General features: G+C 48.6%; 22 protein-coding genes, 2 tRNA genes and 1 pseudogene. 9 read left to right on the forward strand and 16 right to left on the reverse strand.

From position 1 onward, the window contains the following. Nucleotides 1–15 precede the first annotated feature (15 nt). Both FZP57_RS08360 and FZP57_RS08365 read left to right on the forward strand, forming a co-directional pair. Nucleotides 16–90 (forward strand) — tRNA-Arg (locus tag FZP57_RS08360). Between the two features lie 22 nt (nucleotides 91–112). Then, a tRNA-Arg gene (locus FZP57_RS08365) sits at nucleotides 113–187 on the forward strand. Nucleotides 188–502: 315 nt separating this feature from the next. On the opposite strand, the pseudogene FZP57_RS08370 reads toward FZP57_RS08365, so the two are convergent. From FZP57_RS08370 to hpt, 16 genes and pseudogenes are all read right to left on the reverse strand, one after another. Then, nucleotides 503–1,665: pseudogene (locus tag FZP57_RS08370) on the reverse strand (TIGR00375 family protein). A gap of 31 nt (nucleotides 1,666–1,696) precedes the next feature. Then, nucleotides 1,697–2,470: a proteasome assembly chaperone family protein gene (locus FZP57_RS08375; RefSeq protein ID WP_074359545.1), complete on the reverse strand. Its 774-nt coding sequence runs from the start codon at nucleotides 2,468–2,470 to the stop codon at nucleotides 1,697–1,699. A gap of 1 nt (nucleotide 2,471) precedes the next feature. Continuing rightward, nucleotides 2,472–2,645, reverse strand: a complete 174-nt coding sequence (locus tag FZP57_RS08380) for an RNA-protein complex protein Nop10 (protein ID WP_191216237.1) — start codon at nucleotides 2,643–2,645, stop codon at nucleotides 2,472–2,474. Then, nucleotides 2,642–3,421: a translation initiation factor IF-2 subunit alpha gene (locus tag FZP57_RS08385; RefSeq protein ID WP_074359547.1), complete on the reverse strand. Its 780-nt coding sequence runs from the start codon at nucleotides 3,419–3,421 to the stop codon at nucleotides 2,642–2,644. The genes FZP57_RS08380 and FZP57_RS08385 overlap by 4 nt, the downstream gene beginning before the upstream one ends. A 16-nt stretch (nucleotides 3,422–3,437) precedes the next feature. Further along, entirely contained in the window at nucleotides 3,438–3,617 is a 180-nt protein-coding gene (locus tag FZP57_RS08390) for a 30S ribosomal protein S27e (protein WP_074359548.1), read from the reverse strand. A gap of 14 nt (nucleotides 3,618–3,631) precedes the next feature. Continuing rightward, nucleotides 3,632–3,910 (reverse strand): 50S ribosomal protein L44e, encoded by a 279-nt coding sequence (locus FZP57_RS08395; RefSeq protein WP_191216238.1) that lies wholly within the window; start codon nucleotides 3,908–3,910, stop codon nucleotides 3,632–3,634. Nucleotides 3,911–4,027: 117 nt separating this feature from the next. Next, nucleotides 4,028–4,738, reverse strand: coding sequence for a hypothetical protein (locus tag FZP57_RS08400; protein ID WP_074359550.1), 711 nt, complete (start codon nucleotides 4,736–4,738; stop codon nucleotides 4,028–4,030). A 20-nt stretch (nucleotides 4,739–4,758) separates the two neighbouring features. After that, complete coding sequence (gene pcn / locus FZP57_RS08405) at nucleotides 4,759–5,493, reverse strand: proliferating cell nuclear antigen (pcna) (RefSeq protein WP_074359551.1); 735 nt, start codon at nucleotides 5,491–5,493, stop codon at nucleotides 4,759–4,761. Between the two features lie 55 nt (nucleotides 5,494–5,548). Then, complete coding sequence (locus FZP57_RS08410; RefSeq protein ID WP_074359552.1) at nucleotides 5,549–6,043, reverse strand: hypothetical protein; 495 nt, start codon at nucleotides 6,041–6,043, stop codon at nucleotides 5,549–5,551. Nucleotides 6,044–6,111: 68 nt separating this feature from the next. Continuing rightward, on the reverse strand, nucleotides 6,112–6,426 hold the full coding sequence (locus FZP57_RS08415) for a transcription factor S (RefSeq protein ID WP_074359553.1): 315 nt from the start codon (nucleotides 6,424–6,426) through the stop codon (nucleotides 6,112–6,114). A 126-nt stretch (nucleotides 6,427–6,552) separates the two neighbouring features. Further along, a complete protein-coding gene (locus FZP57_RS08420; protein WP_074359554.1) occupies nucleotides 6,553–6,972 on the reverse strand; it encodes an NUDIX hydrolase in 420 nt (139 codons plus the stop codon). A 34-nt stretch (nucleotides 6,973–7,006) separates the two neighbouring features. Beyond that, a complete protein-coding gene (locus FZP57_RS08425) occupies nucleotides 7,007–7,606 on the reverse strand; it encodes a DUF99 family protein (RefSeq protein ID WP_074359555.1) in 600 nt (199 codons plus the stop codon). A gap of 10 nt (nucleotides 7,607–7,616) precedes the next feature. After that, nucleotides 7,617–7,874: a DNA-directed RNA polymerase subunit L gene (locus tag FZP57_RS08430; protein ID WP_074359556.1), complete on the reverse strand. Its 258-nt coding sequence runs from the start codon at nucleotides 7,872–7,874 to the stop codon at nucleotides 7,617–7,619. 12 nt (nucleotides 7,875–7,886) lie between these two features. Continuing rightward, nucleotides 7,887–8,456, reverse strand: a complete 570-nt coding sequence (locus FZP57_RS08435) for an exosome complex RNA-binding protein Csl4 (protein WP_074359557.1) — start codon at nucleotides 8,454–8,456, stop codon at nucleotides 7,887–7,889. Between the two features lie 218 nt (nucleotides 8,457–8,674). Then, on the reverse strand, nucleotides 8,675–9,664 hold the full coding sequence (gene dph2, locus FZP57_RS08440; RefSeq protein WP_191216239.1) for a diphthamide biosynthesis enzyme Dph2: 990 nt from the start codon (nucleotides 9,662–9,664) through the stop codon (nucleotides 8,675–8,677). Between the two features lie 25 nt (nucleotides 9,665–9,689). Continuing rightward, entirely contained in the window at nucleotides 9,690–10,256 is a 567-nt protein-coding gene (gene hpt / locus FZP57_RS08445) for a hypoxanthine/guanine phosphoribosyltransferase (RefSeq protein ID WP_191216240.1), read from the reverse strand. Between the two features lie 164 nt (nucleotides 10,257–10,420). Between hpt and FZP57_RS08450 the strand changes: the two genes are divergently transcribed. From FZP57_RS08450 to FZP57_RS08480, 7 genes are all read left to right on the forward strand, one after another. Further along, nucleotides 10,421–11,749, forward strand: coding sequence for a signal recognition particle protein Srp54 (locus FZP57_RS08450; protein ID WP_191216241.1), 1,329 nt, complete (start codon nucleotides 10,421–10,423; stop codon nucleotides 11,747–11,749). 20 nt (nucleotides 11,750–11,769) lie between these two features. Further along, nucleotides 11,770–13,011 carry a tRNA pseudouridine(54/55) synthase Pus10 gene (locus FZP57_RS08455; protein WP_238337902.1) on the forward strand — a complete coding sequence of 414 codons (1,242 nt, stop codon included), beginning with the start codon at nucleotides 11,770–11,772 and terminating at the stop codon, nucleotides 13,009–13,011. Nucleotides 13,012–13,129: 118 nt separating this feature from the next. Then, nucleotides 13,130–13,420 carry a 50S ribosomal protein L21e gene (locus FZP57_RS08460; RefSeq protein ID WP_074359559.1) on the forward strand — a complete coding sequence of 97 codons (291 nt, stop codon included), beginning with the start codon at nucleotides 13,130–13,132 and terminating at the stop codon, nucleotides 13,418–13,420. A gap of 5 nt (nucleotides 13,421–13,425) precedes the next feature. Further along, nucleotides 13,426–13,767, forward strand: coding sequence for an RNA polymerase Rpb4 family protein (locus FZP57_RS08465; protein WP_074359560.1), 342 nt, complete (start codon nucleotides 13,426–13,428; stop codon nucleotides 13,765–13,767). A gap of 42 nt (nucleotides 13,768–13,809) precedes the next feature. Further along, nucleotides 13,810–14,388: a DUF655 domain-containing protein gene (locus FZP57_RS08470; protein ID WP_191216242.1), complete on the forward strand. Its 579-nt coding sequence runs from the start codon at nucleotides 13,810–13,812 to the stop codon at nucleotides 14,386–14,388. Continuing rightward, nucleotides 14,381–15,226 (forward strand): 16S rRNA (adenine(1518)-N(6)/adenine(1519)-N(6))-dimethyltransferase RsmA, encoded by an 846-nt coding sequence (gene rsmA / locus FZP57_RS08475; RefSeq protein WP_238337903.1) that lies wholly within the window; start codon nucleotides 14,381–14,383, stop codon nucleotides 15,224–15,226. Before FZP57_RS08470 ends, rsmA begins: the two co-directional genes overlap by 8 nt. Nucleotides 15,227–15,353: 127 nt before the next feature. After that, nucleotides 15,354–15,944 carry a HemK2/MTQ2 family protein methyltransferase gene (locus FZP57_RS08480; protein ID WP_191216243.1) on the forward strand — a complete coding sequence of 197 codons (591 nt, stop codon included), beginning with the start codon at nucleotides 15,354–15,356 and terminating at the stop codon, nucleotides 15,942–15,944. Nucleotides 15,945–15,958 lie beyond the last annotated feature (14 nt).

Here is a 15,958-nt window from a genome sequence, read left to right on the forward strand (position 1 = left end):
TTTACTCTTTTGTAAGGGCCCGTAGCCTAGCCAGGATAGGGCGTCGGACTTCTAATCCGAAGGTCCCGGGTTCAAATCCCGGCGGGTCCGCTAAAAATAGGTGAGTGAGAAGGGGCCCGTAGCCTAGCCAGGATAGGGCATCAGACTCCTAATCTGAAGGTCCCGGGTTCAAATCCCGGCGGGTCCGCTTCAACTATTTTTATAGATCCTTTCAAGAATCTCTACTGATGATGCACACTTAATCAGAAAAAAATCATTCAAGTAGCAGGGATCGAAAAGGATGCACACCATAAACTATTCAAGTATCACTGAGCAGAATAAATAAAATTTGACATACTTATTCTATTAGATTATAGTAGGGTCCATATTTCATGGGGGTCCCCGGATCCCCTGATACCAATATTAAGGTTAGGTCTAATAACCACCAGTAAATATCTTTAAGGACAAAAAACCAGATAATCAGAAGCTTTCAGGAATGGCTTGAACTTCTGAAATGAATTAACTACCTGCTGAAGTAGGCATCGAGGGTTTCAGCAGGGAACCTTATCTCACCATACCTTCCGCCGCCGCCAGGGATCACAATAAGGGATCCATCACGGAAGGCCCTCACTGCAGCAGCAACCTCCCCATCAATAGAGGCGATGCCATCAAGGGGGCATTAAGGAGTACGTCTATCTCCGTGCCGAACTCATCCACCAGCCCCTGCCATATGCCCTGGACAAATTTTGTTGTAACCCCCTTACCATGTTTCATGGCTATTATCTCAGCAAGGGGCATGAGATGCACATAGGGTGGTCTGTGGGGAGGATGGCGGGGTTCATCCCATGAGGAAAGTTCATAGATGCGGTAATCAACACCCTTCTTGATTTTACCGCCGCAGGGACACTTCATGTTCATACCAAGTGCCTCTTCTGGCTCATAGATCCTGTGGCACCTTGTGCAGGCAGTCATATGATACTTGCCGAGGCGCGGGTCCAGGCCATAATTTGCTGTGATCCTCTTCTTCAGTATGCACCTTTTGAGTGAAGTGAATGACACATCATCCATTTCAAGCTGATTGAACTCCCTTCCAAGGCGGTGAGGCCACGGTGAATGTGCATCTGAATTTGTAAGGAAGGGTATATCCTCAAGTTCTGCTATCTTATCAGCCATATCTGTATCAGCAGAAAGTCCAAGTTCAAGGAAGTCCGGCTTCACACCGTAACAGTCCATATAGCTATCATAGGACTTGTACATGCTCGTCCATGGTGTGAAGGCATGTGAAGGTCCTGCAAGGCCATCATATTCATGTACAAGGTCAATTATACCGGCGCCGTCCAGCCTTACCCTTGGCCTCCCATCCGAGGGGGTTCCCTGGATCATCCTCTCAGCGATTTCCTCTGCAGCCTCAAGGGATGGGAGGATAAGTATGTGATGGACCCTCCTTGAATCCTCAACCTCAGCTGTTATTATGAAACTGCAGTCCCCCCTCTGGTAAACACCATCCCCAAGGTAACGGGTGCCCTCAGCTATCATCTTCCTCCATCCAGGGTGAAGGGCGTCACCCGTCCCCACCACCTGAAGACCCTTGAACCGTGCCTGGGGGGCTATGTTCTCTACAACCATATTACGGGACGTTGCCCTTGAAAAACAGCTGTGAATATGGAGGTCGGCATTGACAATCATCAGATCATCCATGAAAGCTTAAAAAAAAGAATTAACCTATGTACCGGAGGTCTTCTTCACCGGGTTTAAGGTTCATCCTGTCAATCATCTCCTGCTCCATCTGCTGGGCCTTCATTATCATCTTTCTGGTCTCTTCAGCCCTCTCCTCCAGCTTTTCAAGGCTTACATCAAGTTTGGTCATTTCAAGAAGGACCTTGAGGAGTGCCCTTGCAGCCTCTGCATCGATGAAGTAGCCGGGTGTTTCACCCATGAGACATACACCATTCATGCCCCTAAGTGATCCCATGCCCAGAAGCAGGCCTGAAGCACCTATGATGCCCCCATCTGCGGATCTCAGTATAACATCATGCTCCCTGAGCTTCTCTGCAAGCTCCATGCTGGTGGCTGCACCATAAACCCTTGCCTTCTCAACGGGCTGTCCTGTTGCAAGGCCCCCGAGGGTGAATATCTCCTTAACACCGTACCCTTCAACAAAGTCAAGTATGAGGCCGCATATCTCATACTGACCCTCAGGTGAAAGTCCCTGGGTGTTCCCGACAAGTACTATGTAATCCCTGCCATCTTCACCTGCATCCTTGAGGTAATAGAACTCATTTTTGATTGGCTCGATTATTCCATCCTCATCGACCAAGACCTGTGGCGGGAATGATGGGGAGTAAAGCTCCGCGAACTTCACAGCATCAAGCTCATCTATTATATGGTCGGCTGCGAGTTTTCCAACATGACCGATTCCAGGGAGGGCCTCGATAAAAACAGGGCTGGAAAGCTCAACATCTTCCAGGACATTTATGGTTGTTTCCCTCATTTTATTCACCGTTATTCTTCATGAGAAGCTCTCTTTTCAGCTTTCTCCTGTACTTACCGTACCTGTCCTCAGGGAAAAATTTCGGAGGGTATACTACTCCCGTGGCTCCCCCGCAGTGAGGGCAGACATCCCTGAGGGTGTATTCCCCGCATGAACTGCATCTCTTCATCTTCATGTCAGCTCACGGTGGAATTCTCCCTCTCCACCCTCCTTCTCCACTATCTCTATGCACTTCTGGGCAGCTTCCTTGAGCTGTTTCTCTGCATCAAGATAATCCGTGGATTTCACGATTAGCCTGTACCTTGGAGCCCCAACAGCCTGGACGATTATGCCCTCATCCTGGGCTGATTTAAGGGCCTTCCTGATGATCTCGACACCGTTGGGTGCGTATGACTTGATATCGACGTAACCAGTTATCTGAACCTCAGGGGGTGTTATGTTGCGTCTGGCGATCTCTGTTATCGCTGATGCCCAGTCTTCAGGGATTCCCTCATCTATAAGGGCCTGTTCACCCTCCTCTGCAGCGGTTTCGAAGGCGCCGTAGAGGTCGCCGAATATGTCCATGAGTTCATATCCAACCTTTTCATAGGCCGTGTCAAGGTCCACTCCAAGATCCTTTGCTGCCAGTTCAAGGAATTTTTCAGCCTTCTGCTCAATTTTCCAGGCCTGGATCTTCTTTGTCCTCTGATCCTCACGTATCCTTTTCATTGAGACATCAACATGTCCCTTCCTTGGATTGACGCGCAGGACCCTTGCAACTATTTTCTGGTTTTCCCTTACAAAGTCCCTTATGTTTTTAACCCATCCAGAGGAGACCTCTGAGATATGAATGAAAGCCTCTTTCCCCGGGTATTCCTCCAGGGTTGCGAAGGCGCCGTAGTTAAGGACCTTGTGGACGGTTCCCACTACGAGTTCGCCCTCCTCAGGCCATTCATTTTTTCTTCTTACCATTTTAAAACACCTAGGTTTAATCCAGGACCTCTAGAATCTGGGCTTTAATCTTTGATTTTCCTCCTGTTGGTTCAACCAGTGTTTTACCACAGATTATGCACTGTACCTGTGACGCTGCCCTGTCAAAGACAACCTGCTGATTGCCACAGTCCATGCATTTAACACGGAGAAAATTGCTTCTTGTATTGTAAAACATCACTAAAATCACCCCTAGGCTACAAATTCAACTCTTCCGGCCCTGAATGATTTCTTTTTAATGTGGGACTTTCCGCATTCCTTGCATTTAAGTCTGAGGTCCAGTTTCTTGACCGGTTTGTTGCCTGATGGCAGCGGACGTGGGTAACCCCTGTAACCTGCGGTGACCCTTCTGAACTGCCTCTGTCCCCACTTAAGCTCACTTGCCTTTCTTCTCTTTGATTCAAGTACCTCGTGAACCGTGTGTTTCCTGCAGTTTGGACAGTAAGTTCTTCTTTCTTTAGGAATCTTCATATCTAATCACCTCTTCTAATGAAAAAGTAAGCCTGAGATAAACTTTTTTATATTGGGTTACTATTTCTTAAATCTCTATTTATACCTTTGTATGGTATAATAAAAGGTGTCATGATGTCATGAGTACCTCATTCTACGCCCCTTCTTTGCATTTATAAAGACCTCTGCATTTAAAGATGGGAGGGTGACAATATCCTGTGGCCTGAATGGACCGTAAACCTTCTCATCCACCCCGATGATCCTTGAGGGTATCTCGTCAAATATCAGGACTGTCTCAATATCATCAAGCCCCGCGTTGCAGTCCCTATCCAGGGGTCCAGATCCCCTATCCTCCCGTGACTGAGCTATTTTATCTAAGGGTTCAGGTTCCTTCTCCCCCGGGGACGGATTCATGGCTTTTTCATCCACCCTCCCGGAACTCTCACCTGTATCAATGTCAATGGATGGGATTATCCTCTCCCTGAAAGCCTTCAGGGTGTCGATAAGGGAAAAATAGAGTTCCTCTTCCTCGGGGGTCATGTTAAGGGGTGTGGTATCCTGCAGGTCAAACTGTGGTCTGCCATTGAAAAGCTGGTAGGATCTCTGAACGTTCATGACTGCACTGTCTGTTATCTTGTGCTCACGCCTCTCGCATATCTCGGTTGCTATCCTCTGGGTGTCCCTTATAAGGTAGTGTTCCTTTGCAAAGGGGTCGTTGCCCACCGATTCAAGAAGGTCCTCGATGTAGCTGTGGACCCTCTGATAGAAGTCGTCTCCAACCCTTGCAAGGCCGCTCTCAGATCTTTCCTTCTTCTGAATCCTCCTCAGCTTCTGAAAGAATTCGTCCAACCCCATTCCTCACCAGTCAGTTATTCCTCTGCCTCTATTCGAGGAGCGAGGAGGAAACTAAGTTCTCCCTCATTGCTTGGCATCTTAAGGGTTAATTTAAGGGGCATGTCATTTCCGAGGTTTATGATTGCCGTCTCACTGAACTTATCCGCCTTTAACATCTCCTTTATCTTGTCCAGGGAGTAAACGCTTCTTGCAGGGTTATTTATCTTTTCCCCGTGGAGGTACTCTATCTGGGCATCCCCGAACTCTCCCTCGGCAGATGCTATGAATCTGTCCTCGTCAACCCGGAAGGTTATCTTATCAGAGAAGATATCTATATCAGCTATTGAGTCCTTCAGGAGCTGGAATGGGACCTCAAATTCATTTTCATATTCAATTTCAGGAGGACTTGGAGTCTCGTATTCAATGTCTATCAGCCTTATCTTGAAGGTCCTCACGGCTTCACCCTCGAACTGAACTATGAGGTTCCCCTCATCAAGTGACAGGAGAAGCCTGTCATTCGCCTTGGCCCTTTTAAGGACCTTCATGAGTTCCTCTGTGTCAACATTGATCTTTTCGGGTTCATCGCATACGTATTCATCAAAGAGGTCCGCCTTCAGTTCAAGATGAACGTATGTGATGTGTGATCTGTCAAGGGCGTCAAGACGCATGCCTTCTGCACTGGTCTGTATCTGGACTTCATCCACAATGGATGATATGGCATCAAAACTTGTCCTTAAAATGTTAGGGTCATTCAACTCTGCCTTGAACATTTTTGTCCTCCTTATTCTGTATAGCTAGATATTATAGAACATCTTTTATATACTCTTACTTATCCTTATCCCCTGCTTCACCATTCCCTGCCTGTCCTGCATCTCCGGGTACGGTCCCGTCTCCAGAATCATCACTTCTCGCCTCTTTTCCATCATCATTATCCCCTGCTTCAGCATCCCTCACCTCTCTATAGAACCTGTCGATGAATGTCCCATTAAGGAGGCTGTGGACAAGGGACAGGCCCAGAAGTAGAAGACCAGTGAGTATAAGAAAGGCTGCTATTACCGTGTTCTCCCCTGAGACAACGTTATCCACAACCCTATCAGAGGATCCGATGATTGAAATGACCCCTGCCATGATGAGGAGGGCGCCCAGAACCATGGATGAGTATCTGATAATATCCTTACGGTACCTGATTATGAGGTTGACCGGGAAGTGTTCCTCGGACTCCGCGTCGGTTATTTCATCCCTGAACCTGCTTAAAAGGAGCCTGAATTCATCAAATTTTGTTTCCTTTTTTTTACCATTATCAGTGCCTTCATCCACCATCAGCACACCATTCCCAGAATATCAATCATGAGCCGGGTTGCAGCGGGTGCACCTGAAGAACCCTGCCTCTAATCATACTCCCTCCAGGTGTATTTGCAGCGGGTGCACCTGAAGAACCTTGTCTCGGATTCATCGGCCCTTCTGGTCTGCTGAAGCCACCAGAAGGCCTCCATGTTGCCACATTTAGGACACTCGGCCCTTGTTGTGGGGAGTGTCCCTACATCATCGCCTGTGAATATCACGGTATCCTTTGATTCAACTTCCTCTGAAACGTTGTATTTGTCTTTAAGTTTATCTGTTATCTCCATTTCATAGCCGCACTGGCACTTGAATCTCCTATTGGATGGAAACATTACAGCTCCGCATTTAGGACAGAACTCCATTTTCTTCCTCCTGGCTAAAGAAACTGAAATTTCTCTGATTTCTAAGATTTTTATTCAAGACCATTTATATTTATTTTGATTTCATGGACCCTGAGAGAAACCTTGTGCAGGGATATTGGAGTCCCCCTAAATCCCCTGCCCCTCCTCCAGGGCCCTCCTGAAGTCCCTGAGAATTTTTCCATGGTCAAATGCAAGTTCAAGGCCAGAGACCTCATCCAGTTTGAATATTTTCAGATCCTCCGCATCAGAGTCGGCTGCTGCTTCGCCTGAAATCGGCCGTGCAGTGAAGCATATGCTGACGGTGTGTCCCCTGGGATCCCTGGAGGGGTCAGAGTAGACTCCGAGGATTCCTTCAAGTTCCACTTCAAGTCCGGTCTCCTCAAGGGCCTCCCTCCTTGCAGCTTCCTCCACAGTCTCCCCGTACTCAACGAACCCTCCAGGAATTGCCCACGCTCCCCTGTAGGGTGGGTTGGCCCTCCTTATAAGGACAACCCTGTCTTCAGGAAACCTTATGATTATGTCCACGGTCAGGAGTGGTGTCTTCAATCATGAACCTCCAGAAGGATTTTGAGGGGCACAGCTATGCACCGCCCCTTGACTCTCCAAAGACAACACCCGATGCAATCAGATGAGCAGCCCGGAGGGGTTCAGGTAATGAACTTCTGGTCGTGGATATCCTGACAATCTCTGCAGCATCCTCAAGGTCCACCCCTGCCGTCTGAATGTAAAGGGTGTCCCTCACCTCAACAGGGTGGATCCGGCCAGCCCTTTTAATCATCGCCCACCTCAACCTCCAGTCAGGGAACCTGTGCATAAGGGCCCTTTTTATCCTCTCAAGGTCAGGGTGTCTCCTCACAACCACTATTACAGGCAGACCCGTTTCCCTGAATATCTCAGTTATATCTGCAACGTTGAATCCCCCGAAGGTCAGACCGTCAAGCATTATGACCCTTAACTGGTCCATATGCCTTGAACGGTTAACCATTTCAATTATCTTCTCTGTTGCATCCAGTCCATCGACCTTAATCCTTGTTGTCAGGACCCCGTCGAGCCACTGCCCTCCTCGAAACACCGTTCCAACCAGAAGAACATCCTCGCTGCTTCGGGGGGTGAAAGGTGCGTCGTCTATACCTAAAATCCTTATTTCAGATTTTATCTGCCTGAAATTATTGTTCTCCATGATAAAAGAATTAAATTGACTCTGCCAGAGCCCTGAATTCATCACATCTTTCCCTTAGGGTCTCCGCTGCAGCCAGGAGTGACTTCTTAGGGCTTCTTGCCCTTATGTAGAGCTCGGGTTCGCCCACTATGGGGTGGTCGATTGAGTAGGCGGCTGCCCTCACGGTATCATCTTCCATCAATATGCTTCTCAGTAGATTGCAGAGGGTGTGTGTCTCACCCTCAAATACGATTTCCATTTCATATCTTTTGTTGAGGATAACTTCCATGATAATTACTCCTTAACCTTCATAGTTTATTGAAAGCTTTCTTTTCTCTCTATTTTCACAGTTGGGACACTTTACCTCGTCCCTGCTGTTTAACTCCATGAAGTGTCTGCACCTTGTGCACATGGCCTTTATAACACCCAATTCACGGCCAGATGTCTGGAGGTCTATGCCATCGAGGCCCATGACCCTTGTGACCTTCGCCTCCACAATGTCCCCTATGCGGAAGGCCTCTGTTAGCTTTGAAAGGTAGCCCTTCTTTGCCTGTGATACATGAACACCGCCCACAAAGTAGGTTGCAAGGGCCCTCCTGCTGCCCTTTATGCCATGTATCCTCACAAGGGCGCGCTGGCCCCTCACATCAATGACCTCCCCTACGACCCTTGTCCCTGTCTTGAGGACCGGGGGGGTGCTGAACCTGGATATCACCTTTATACTCTTGTTCTTATCGTCTCTTTCAACCTCTCCAACAACAAGGGATTTTATCTTCCCGTTATCATCATAGGTTCCCTCTGATGGTAGAAGTTCTTCACTTACAGCTAAAAAATCTCCGGGAAAAACCATGTCCCCAGATTTAACTTTCATCCATTCACCTCTTCAGGATAAAAACAATACCTGACTTATACTGAATAATGGTTATTTCTCATGGAGTATATAATGTTTTTTGTGGAGAGGTGTGTGGTTTCATATGCTGGCTTCTGATGATTCCAGTGTGCTGTGCCGTCCCGGCACTCAGGGTATCTGATGCTTATCAGACTATTGGTTTAAACAAGGAAAGAAAAACACCTGAATTCAGACACCCATCAGATTATGATCTCATCAAGGGTGTAGTCCTCCCAGTCCCTCTCACCAAGGACTATTTCAAGTTCAGATGGGTTGAGGAGTGGTCTATCATACATTGGGGAGTCATCTATGGCCACACGGGGGCATGCCGTTACCACGAAGGCTTCAAGTTCCCTGAAGGGGAGGAGGAGGTCAGGGGAGATATTGTCCATGATAATGAGGATGGCCCTCTTACCTGCCTCCTCCAGTTTCCCCTTGAGGTTCTCTGCAAGCTGGAACCTCTTCTGGCCCTCCTTTGATGACAGGATTATGCCCCACCTTTCTGCATCCATGGCCCGTGTTATCCTTGCAAACCTCACCCTGAGAACCCTGTCTGCAAATTCATCGATGTTCCTTACCTCCCCATGGTAGGGGTCTGCCACTAGAACATCCCTTCCTGTGAAGAGTTTTATGCCCAGGGGGTGGAAGTCTCCGCTTCCAATGAAGAGGTATGCATCGGCATCAAGGCCCCTGATACCTGAAAAATTGCATCCAAGCACCTGGCCCGGTTCCGTGTTCCTCCCTGGTTTCATGAGAACCTCGAAGCCCCTTTCCTCCAGGAACCTCCTGGCATCATCCAGGAGATGGAGGTGCTGTGTGGTGGTGGCGAGGCCTATCCTCCTGTAACCTGAGAGCATCTCAGCAGCCCTCCTGAGAACCCCTGAGACATCTGCGGCAGAGTAGGCCTCAGCAAAGATAACAGGAACCTCATAGTCCAGGGGGAAGGGTGTGTGTCCATAGTGTACTATGACATCAACAAGGCCCCTCATCTTCCTGTCTGAAACATCACAGGCCCCGAAGCATGGATCCCCAGATACAAGAACCAGTGACCCTGTCTCCTTCTCTATCCTCTCTGCAACTTCAGTTGCCCTGATCCTGAGTCCATCAGGAAACTGGAGGCCCACAACCTCTGCCCCCAGCTTCTTTATCTCCTGGATGACCCTTTCTGTTTCCAAACTGTAAAGCGACATTCCTTCAGATACCCCAATTCATATTTTATGGAGGGATTTCCTCCACGATTACCTTGCCGTCCACGACATCGACCCTTACAAGGCTTCTGACACTGAATCCTGTCCTTTCCCTCACGACTTCAGATCCGCGGCCCTTGTCTATGACGGTTATAACATCCACTATTTCAACATTCATCCCCTTCAGTGCCTCCAGGACCGCCAGGAGCGTGCCCCCGGTACTTACAACGTCATCGATTACAAGTATCCTGTCGCCCTCCCTGATACCGTTGATGTAGAGTTCACCTTCACTGTAGCTAGTCATCTGATGGACCGCCACCTCACCGGGGAGTCCGTACCTTCTTTTCCTGACAACCACGAAGGGTATCCCTGTTTTAAGTGAAAGGGCCGTTGCATGGTGTATCCCCATGGCCTCTATGCAGAGGATCTTATCTGCATCAGGCCTGAACCTTCTTATGATCTCCTTAGCCACCTCTTCAAGTAGCTCGGGCTCTGTAAGTGGTATTCCATCGGTTACTGGATTTACAAAGTAATCGTAATCGCCCTTTTTAATTACAGGTGAATTTCTGAGGCTCTCCTTAAGTCTATCAAGCATTTCAATCACACAGCACCCTGTTTTATCCTTCACTAGGGAATCTTTCAATTCCTTAATATATAAGTTGACTCCAACAATAGTTAATGATTGTTGAAGAGCCGTTTATGGTAAGGACGTGGCCGTCTCCAGATGGTTAATGACTGTTGAAGAATGAGGGTGAAATCATGCTTGGCAATCTGGGCAGAAGCCTCAGTAAAACAATGAAAAAACTGGCAGGGATGACCATAGTTGACGAGGAAGTGGTCCGGGAAGTTATAAAGGACATCCAGAGAGCCCTGATCCAGTCCGATGTTAACGTTAAACTTGTATTCAAATTATCAAAGTCGATAGAGAACAGGGCCCTTAATGAGGAGCCACCCAGGGGGATAACACCAAAGGAACATATCATAAGAATAGTGTACGAGGAAATGGTGAAGCTGGTTGGTGAGAAGGCCCAGGAACTCAGCATAGATGAGAAACCCTACAGGATACTGTTCCTTGGACTTCAGGGGAGCGGTAAAACAACCACCATCGGTAAGCTTGCAAGGCACCTGCGCAGGAGGGGCTTCACGGTGGGTGTTGTCTGTACCGACACATGGAGGCCCGCCGCCTTCGAGCAGCTCAAGCAGTACACCGAGGGTCAGGATATCGACGTCTACGGTGACCCCCAGAACAGGGACGCCGTGGACCTTGCAAGGAAGGGGCTTGAAGAATTCCAGAAGAAGGATGTTATCATATTCGACACTGCAGGGAGGCATAAGGAGGAGAAGGACCTTCTCAATGAGATGGAGGAACTCTCAGACGTTGTCAAGCCCCATGAGGCCATCCTTGTAATTGACGGTACCATAGGCCAGCAGGCCCGTGAACAGGCCCTTGCATTCAGGGAGGCCACCGACATCGGTTCAATAATAGTGACAAAGCTTGATGGTTCCGCCAAGGGTGGTGGTGCGCTCTCAGCTGTTGCAGAGATCGGGGCCCCCATTAAATTCATAGGTACCGGTGAAAGGATAGAGGACCTTGAAGTCTTTGACCCTGAAAGGTTCATATCAAGGCTGCTGGGTATGGGTGACCTCAGGAGCCTCCTTGAAAAGGTGGAGGAGGTCTCAGAGGAGGACATCTCTGAGGAGTCCCTTGACGCCATACTCTCAGGCAGGTTCACCCTCAAGGACATGAGGGTGCAGTTTGAGATGATGGGGAAGATGGGCCCCCTTCAGCAGGTCATGAAGATGCTCCCTGGGATGGGTAAGCTCCCCAAGGACGCCAGTAAGATGACCGAGGAGACCATCAAAAGGTACCTTATAATCATGGACTCCATGACAGATGAGGAACTGGAAAAACCAGATATCATCAAACATTCAAGGATACGCAGAATAGCCAGGGGTTCAGGTACCCGTAACGAGGACGTTAAAGACCTCCTAAAGTACTACAAGGTTACAAAGAAGGCCATGAAGGGCCTTGGAAGAAGAAAGCTGGGCGGACCGATGGGTCAGCTCATGAGACAGTTCATGAGATAAAACACCCGGAGAAGAAGTCCATGGACACCGTTAACAGTACAGAGACTGAGAAAAAGATGATGGAACGTTTGCAGAAGCTCATGGAGATCACAGAATCCCATATATGCCTTCACTGCCTTGGCAGGCGGTTCGCAGATTCCATGGAAGGCCCTGGAAACCTCCTGAGGGGCATGAAGCTTAAGGAGGAATTCTCACTATCCCCTGAAAGTCCATGTGCAGTCTGCGGGGACATATTTGAAAGGATTGATGATGCTGTTGAAGCCGCAAGATCAAGGATCGGTGCCCTGGACCTTGAGTACTCATCGATACTCGTGGGCACAAGGCTACCTGATGACCTGGTCGAAGGGGACGAGCAGATTAACAGGAAACTGGGGATCCAGGCCGAGTGCATAAAGAAGGAGCTCAACCGGGAGATAGGTAAGAGGCTTGCAGGTGAACTTGGATGCCGCGCTGATTTCGAAAACCCTGACCTTGTAGTAATGGTTGACTTCCGGACAGGGCTTAAGATCTGGATTCAGATCAACCCCATCTTTATTGAGGGCCGCTACCGTAAACTGGTTCGCGGGATACCCCAGACTAAATGGCCGTGCAGGAGGTGCCGTGGAAGGGGATGTGAAGCATGCAACCACACAGGAAAGATGTACAGCACATCAGTAGAGGAACTTGTATCCGAACCCGTGCTTGAGGCAAGCAGGGGTAGGGATACCAGATTCCATGGTTCAGGAAGGGAGGATGTTGATGTGAGGATGCTTGGAAGGGGAAGACCCTTCGTCCTTGAAATACTGGAGCCCAGAACCAGAAATCTGGACCTTGAAGCCCTGGAGGATGAGATAAACAGGAGGGCCGCCGGGATGGTTGAGGTGAGCGGCCTTAAATTCTCCTCAAGGAACAGGAAGGTTGAGATCAAGAACACTTCAAGGGAGAGGTACAAGGTCTACAGGGCCCTTGTTGAACTTGAAGGCCCTGTTGGAGAGGAGGACCTCATGAAGCTTGAAACCCTCAAGGTTATAAACCAGAGGACCCCCCTCAGGGTTTCCCATCGAAGGGCCGATAAGGTCCGGAAGAGAAGGGTCCTTGATATAAAGTGGAATCTGAAGGGTGAAGGGTGCCTTGAACTCATAATAAAGGGTGAAGGCGGGCTTTATATAAAGGAACTCATCTCAGGAGACCATGGACGCACCAGTCCCAGCGTGAGCAGCGTCCTCGGGGTGGCTGCAAGGTGCACTGCCCTTGATGTCCTGGAGGTAGGGGACCCCCCATGAGGAAAAATTATATATTGATGTAGGCATTAAATAGAGAACTTATAAGTCTAGATATCTGATTCTTGTAAAGTTTTAATGACTGTTACGCCATCAAAGGCTATTTATGGAGGTTAAAAAAATGAGAAGATCAAGAGGTTTCAGAAGTAAAACAAGGCACAAGCTTCAGAAGGTCAAAAGACCCGGGAGATCCAATCCCATCACAAGGAAAATCCAGAACTTTGAACAGGATGACCTTGTCCACATAATCATCGATCCAAGCATTCATCGTGGACAGCCCCACCCACGATTCCATGGTAAAACAGGGCGAGTTATCGGTAAAATGGGTAAGGCATTCGTTGTGGCCATAAAGGATGGTAAAAAGGACAAGCAGCTTGTTGTAAGGCCGGAGCACCTTCAGATGCAGAAGTGATTCCCATGATAGGGAAAAAAGTTCTTGAAAGTGAACCTGTTTCTATGGCAGAGGTTAAGGAGATCCTTGAAAAATTCGGTGAGGACCATGAGCTGAACTATGAACAGAACCTGGTCCTCGACCATGTGACCCGCTTCTCAAGGCTGGACCCTGAAACCAGCCGCGAACTCGTTGAGGAACTCATGGAGGTTCCCAACATAAAGAAGAGACACGCGGTTCGGATTGCCGATCTCATGCCCGTTGACCTCTCTGACCTCCGCCTGATCTTTGCCAAGGAAAGGGTTCCCATTAAGGCTGAAGACCTTCCAGGCATACTTGAGATAATAGATAAATACAGGGTTGAATAAAAATAATATTCAATCCCATAAACCATTAGAGTATGTGATTTCATGGAAGAATATGCTATCATACTGGACTACCTTCCTCTGGGTTACATGAGCGAAGGCTTCGGCACATTCAAGAAGAGACCTGTTGCCCAGGCAGTGGGCAGGGACGAGTTCACCCTCCTGGAGCTGACACCAAAACCGGACGTGGATCTGGACATCCATGAGGAGGTCTACATAGGGGAGGGCAAAAGGGATAAGATAGCCCGTATCAACAGGAGGCTGAGGCATAATGATCTAACAGCCACAGCAAGGGTTGAGCTCCCCTATGTCATTGAGGAGATAGTGAAGTCCAATGAGGAAAGGTTTGTAAGGTTCTTTAACGAGGCAGGTCCTATAAGCACAAGGCTTCATCAGCTTGAACTTCTTCCAGGAATCGGTAAAAAGCATATGTGGGATATCCTTAAGGCCAGGGAGGAGAAACCCTTTGAGAGTTTTGAGGACATAAAGAACAGGGTCCCCATGCTATCTGACCCTGTTAAGCTCATAGTTAAAAGGGTCCTCATGGAACTGGATGTTGAGGGTGCCAGAAGGGGTAAACGGAAGTACATGATATTCACAAGACCCCCAAAGAGAAGTGACTGATTTCTTTATGCCAGGGCTCTACACTGAGACAAGGAAGGTTCTTTCAAGGTATGGTGTGAGGCTTCAGAGGAGCCTCGGCCAGAATTACCTCATTAATGATAATAAGAGAAGGTTCATTATTGATTCTGCGGATCTCTGTAAGGATGATCATGTTCTTGAGATAGGGGCGGGTATAGGGACCCTTACACTTCCAATGGCGGAACTTGCAGGTGAGGTGACCGCCATTGAAAGGGACCCCTTCATCGCCGGGATACTCAGGGACCGTATCAGAACAGATAATGTTAACATAATCGTCGGTGACGCCCTTAAGGTTGATTTTCCAGACTTCAACAAGGTTGTGTCCAATCTTCCCTATCAGATATCATCCCCTGTAACCTTCAGGCTGCTTGAGCATGACTTCAAACTTGGGGTGCTGATGTATCAGAAGGAATTCGCCCTTAGAATGACCGCCAAGCCGGGTACCAGGGATTACTCCCGCCTTTCTGTCATGCTGCATTTCCTTGCAGAGGTTGAGATTATTGATTACCTCAGTCCAGGGTGCTTCTTTCCACGTCCCAGGGTTGAATCCGCCGTCGTGAAGATCAGGCCCACAGGATTCAGGCTTCCGGAACTCTTCGGGGATGTTTGCCGTGCCCTCTTCCAGCACAGGAAGAAAAAGACTTCAAAGTCACTCAAGGAATCCTTCCATGAAATAAGGGTTGATCTGAGCATCTCAGAGGTCCTGGATTCCCTACCCCAAGGGATACTTGAGAAACGGGTTTTCCAGCTGAGACCCGAGGATGTGCTTGAGATAACAGAACATATAAGCCGGCTTGAAGAGGATAAGGCAGGACCCTGAAACTTCAATGAACCAGCAGCTTAGGATCAATCACGCGAATTAGATACGTTCCATCACTCTACTGCACACAGAATCAAGTACTTAAAGAGAGACATATCGAGGATGTTTTCATCCTGGAGGACCATGAATGATCAGATACTCCGGCATCAAGATAGAAACATGTGAAAACGTCTATGAACCTGCAGAGGACACTTTTTTACTGGCAGATAACCTTGAAATCAGGGAGGGTGACCGTGTGCTTGAGATCGGCGCCGGCACAGGCCTTGTTGCCATCAAGGCCTCCCTCTCCTCCCAAGTGACAGCAACGGATATAAACCCCCATGCCATTGAATGCGCTCGAAGGAATGCTGAGCTCAACGGTGCAGAAATAAGGTTTCTGGAGGGTGATCTCTTTGAACCCGTTGAGGGTGAAAAATTTGACCTTATACTCTTCAACACCCCCTACCTCCCTGTATCCGAAGAGGATGCTGGAGGGGAGATCATTGATGCTGCATGGGATGGTGGTCCCGACGGGAGGAGGGTCATTGACAGGTTCCTCAACGGCCTTAAGGAACATTTAAACCCTGGAGGAAGGGTTCAGATGGTGCAGTCATCCCTCTCAGACACCGAAAAGACCCTTAAAAGACTGGAGGGCCTTGGATTTGATGCCAGGGTCGCCGCCTCTGAAAGGTACTTCTTTGAGGAGATAGTCCTCATAACCGCCAGGGATAAAATCTGAAATGATGGCGCCCC

The sequence above is a fragment of the Methanothermobacter sp. THM-1 genome (assembly GCF_009914355.1).
In the GTDB taxonomy this organism is placed as follows: Archaea; Methanobacteriota; Methanobacteria; order Methanobacteriales; family Methanothermobacteraceae; genus Methanothermobacter; species Methanothermobacter wolfei.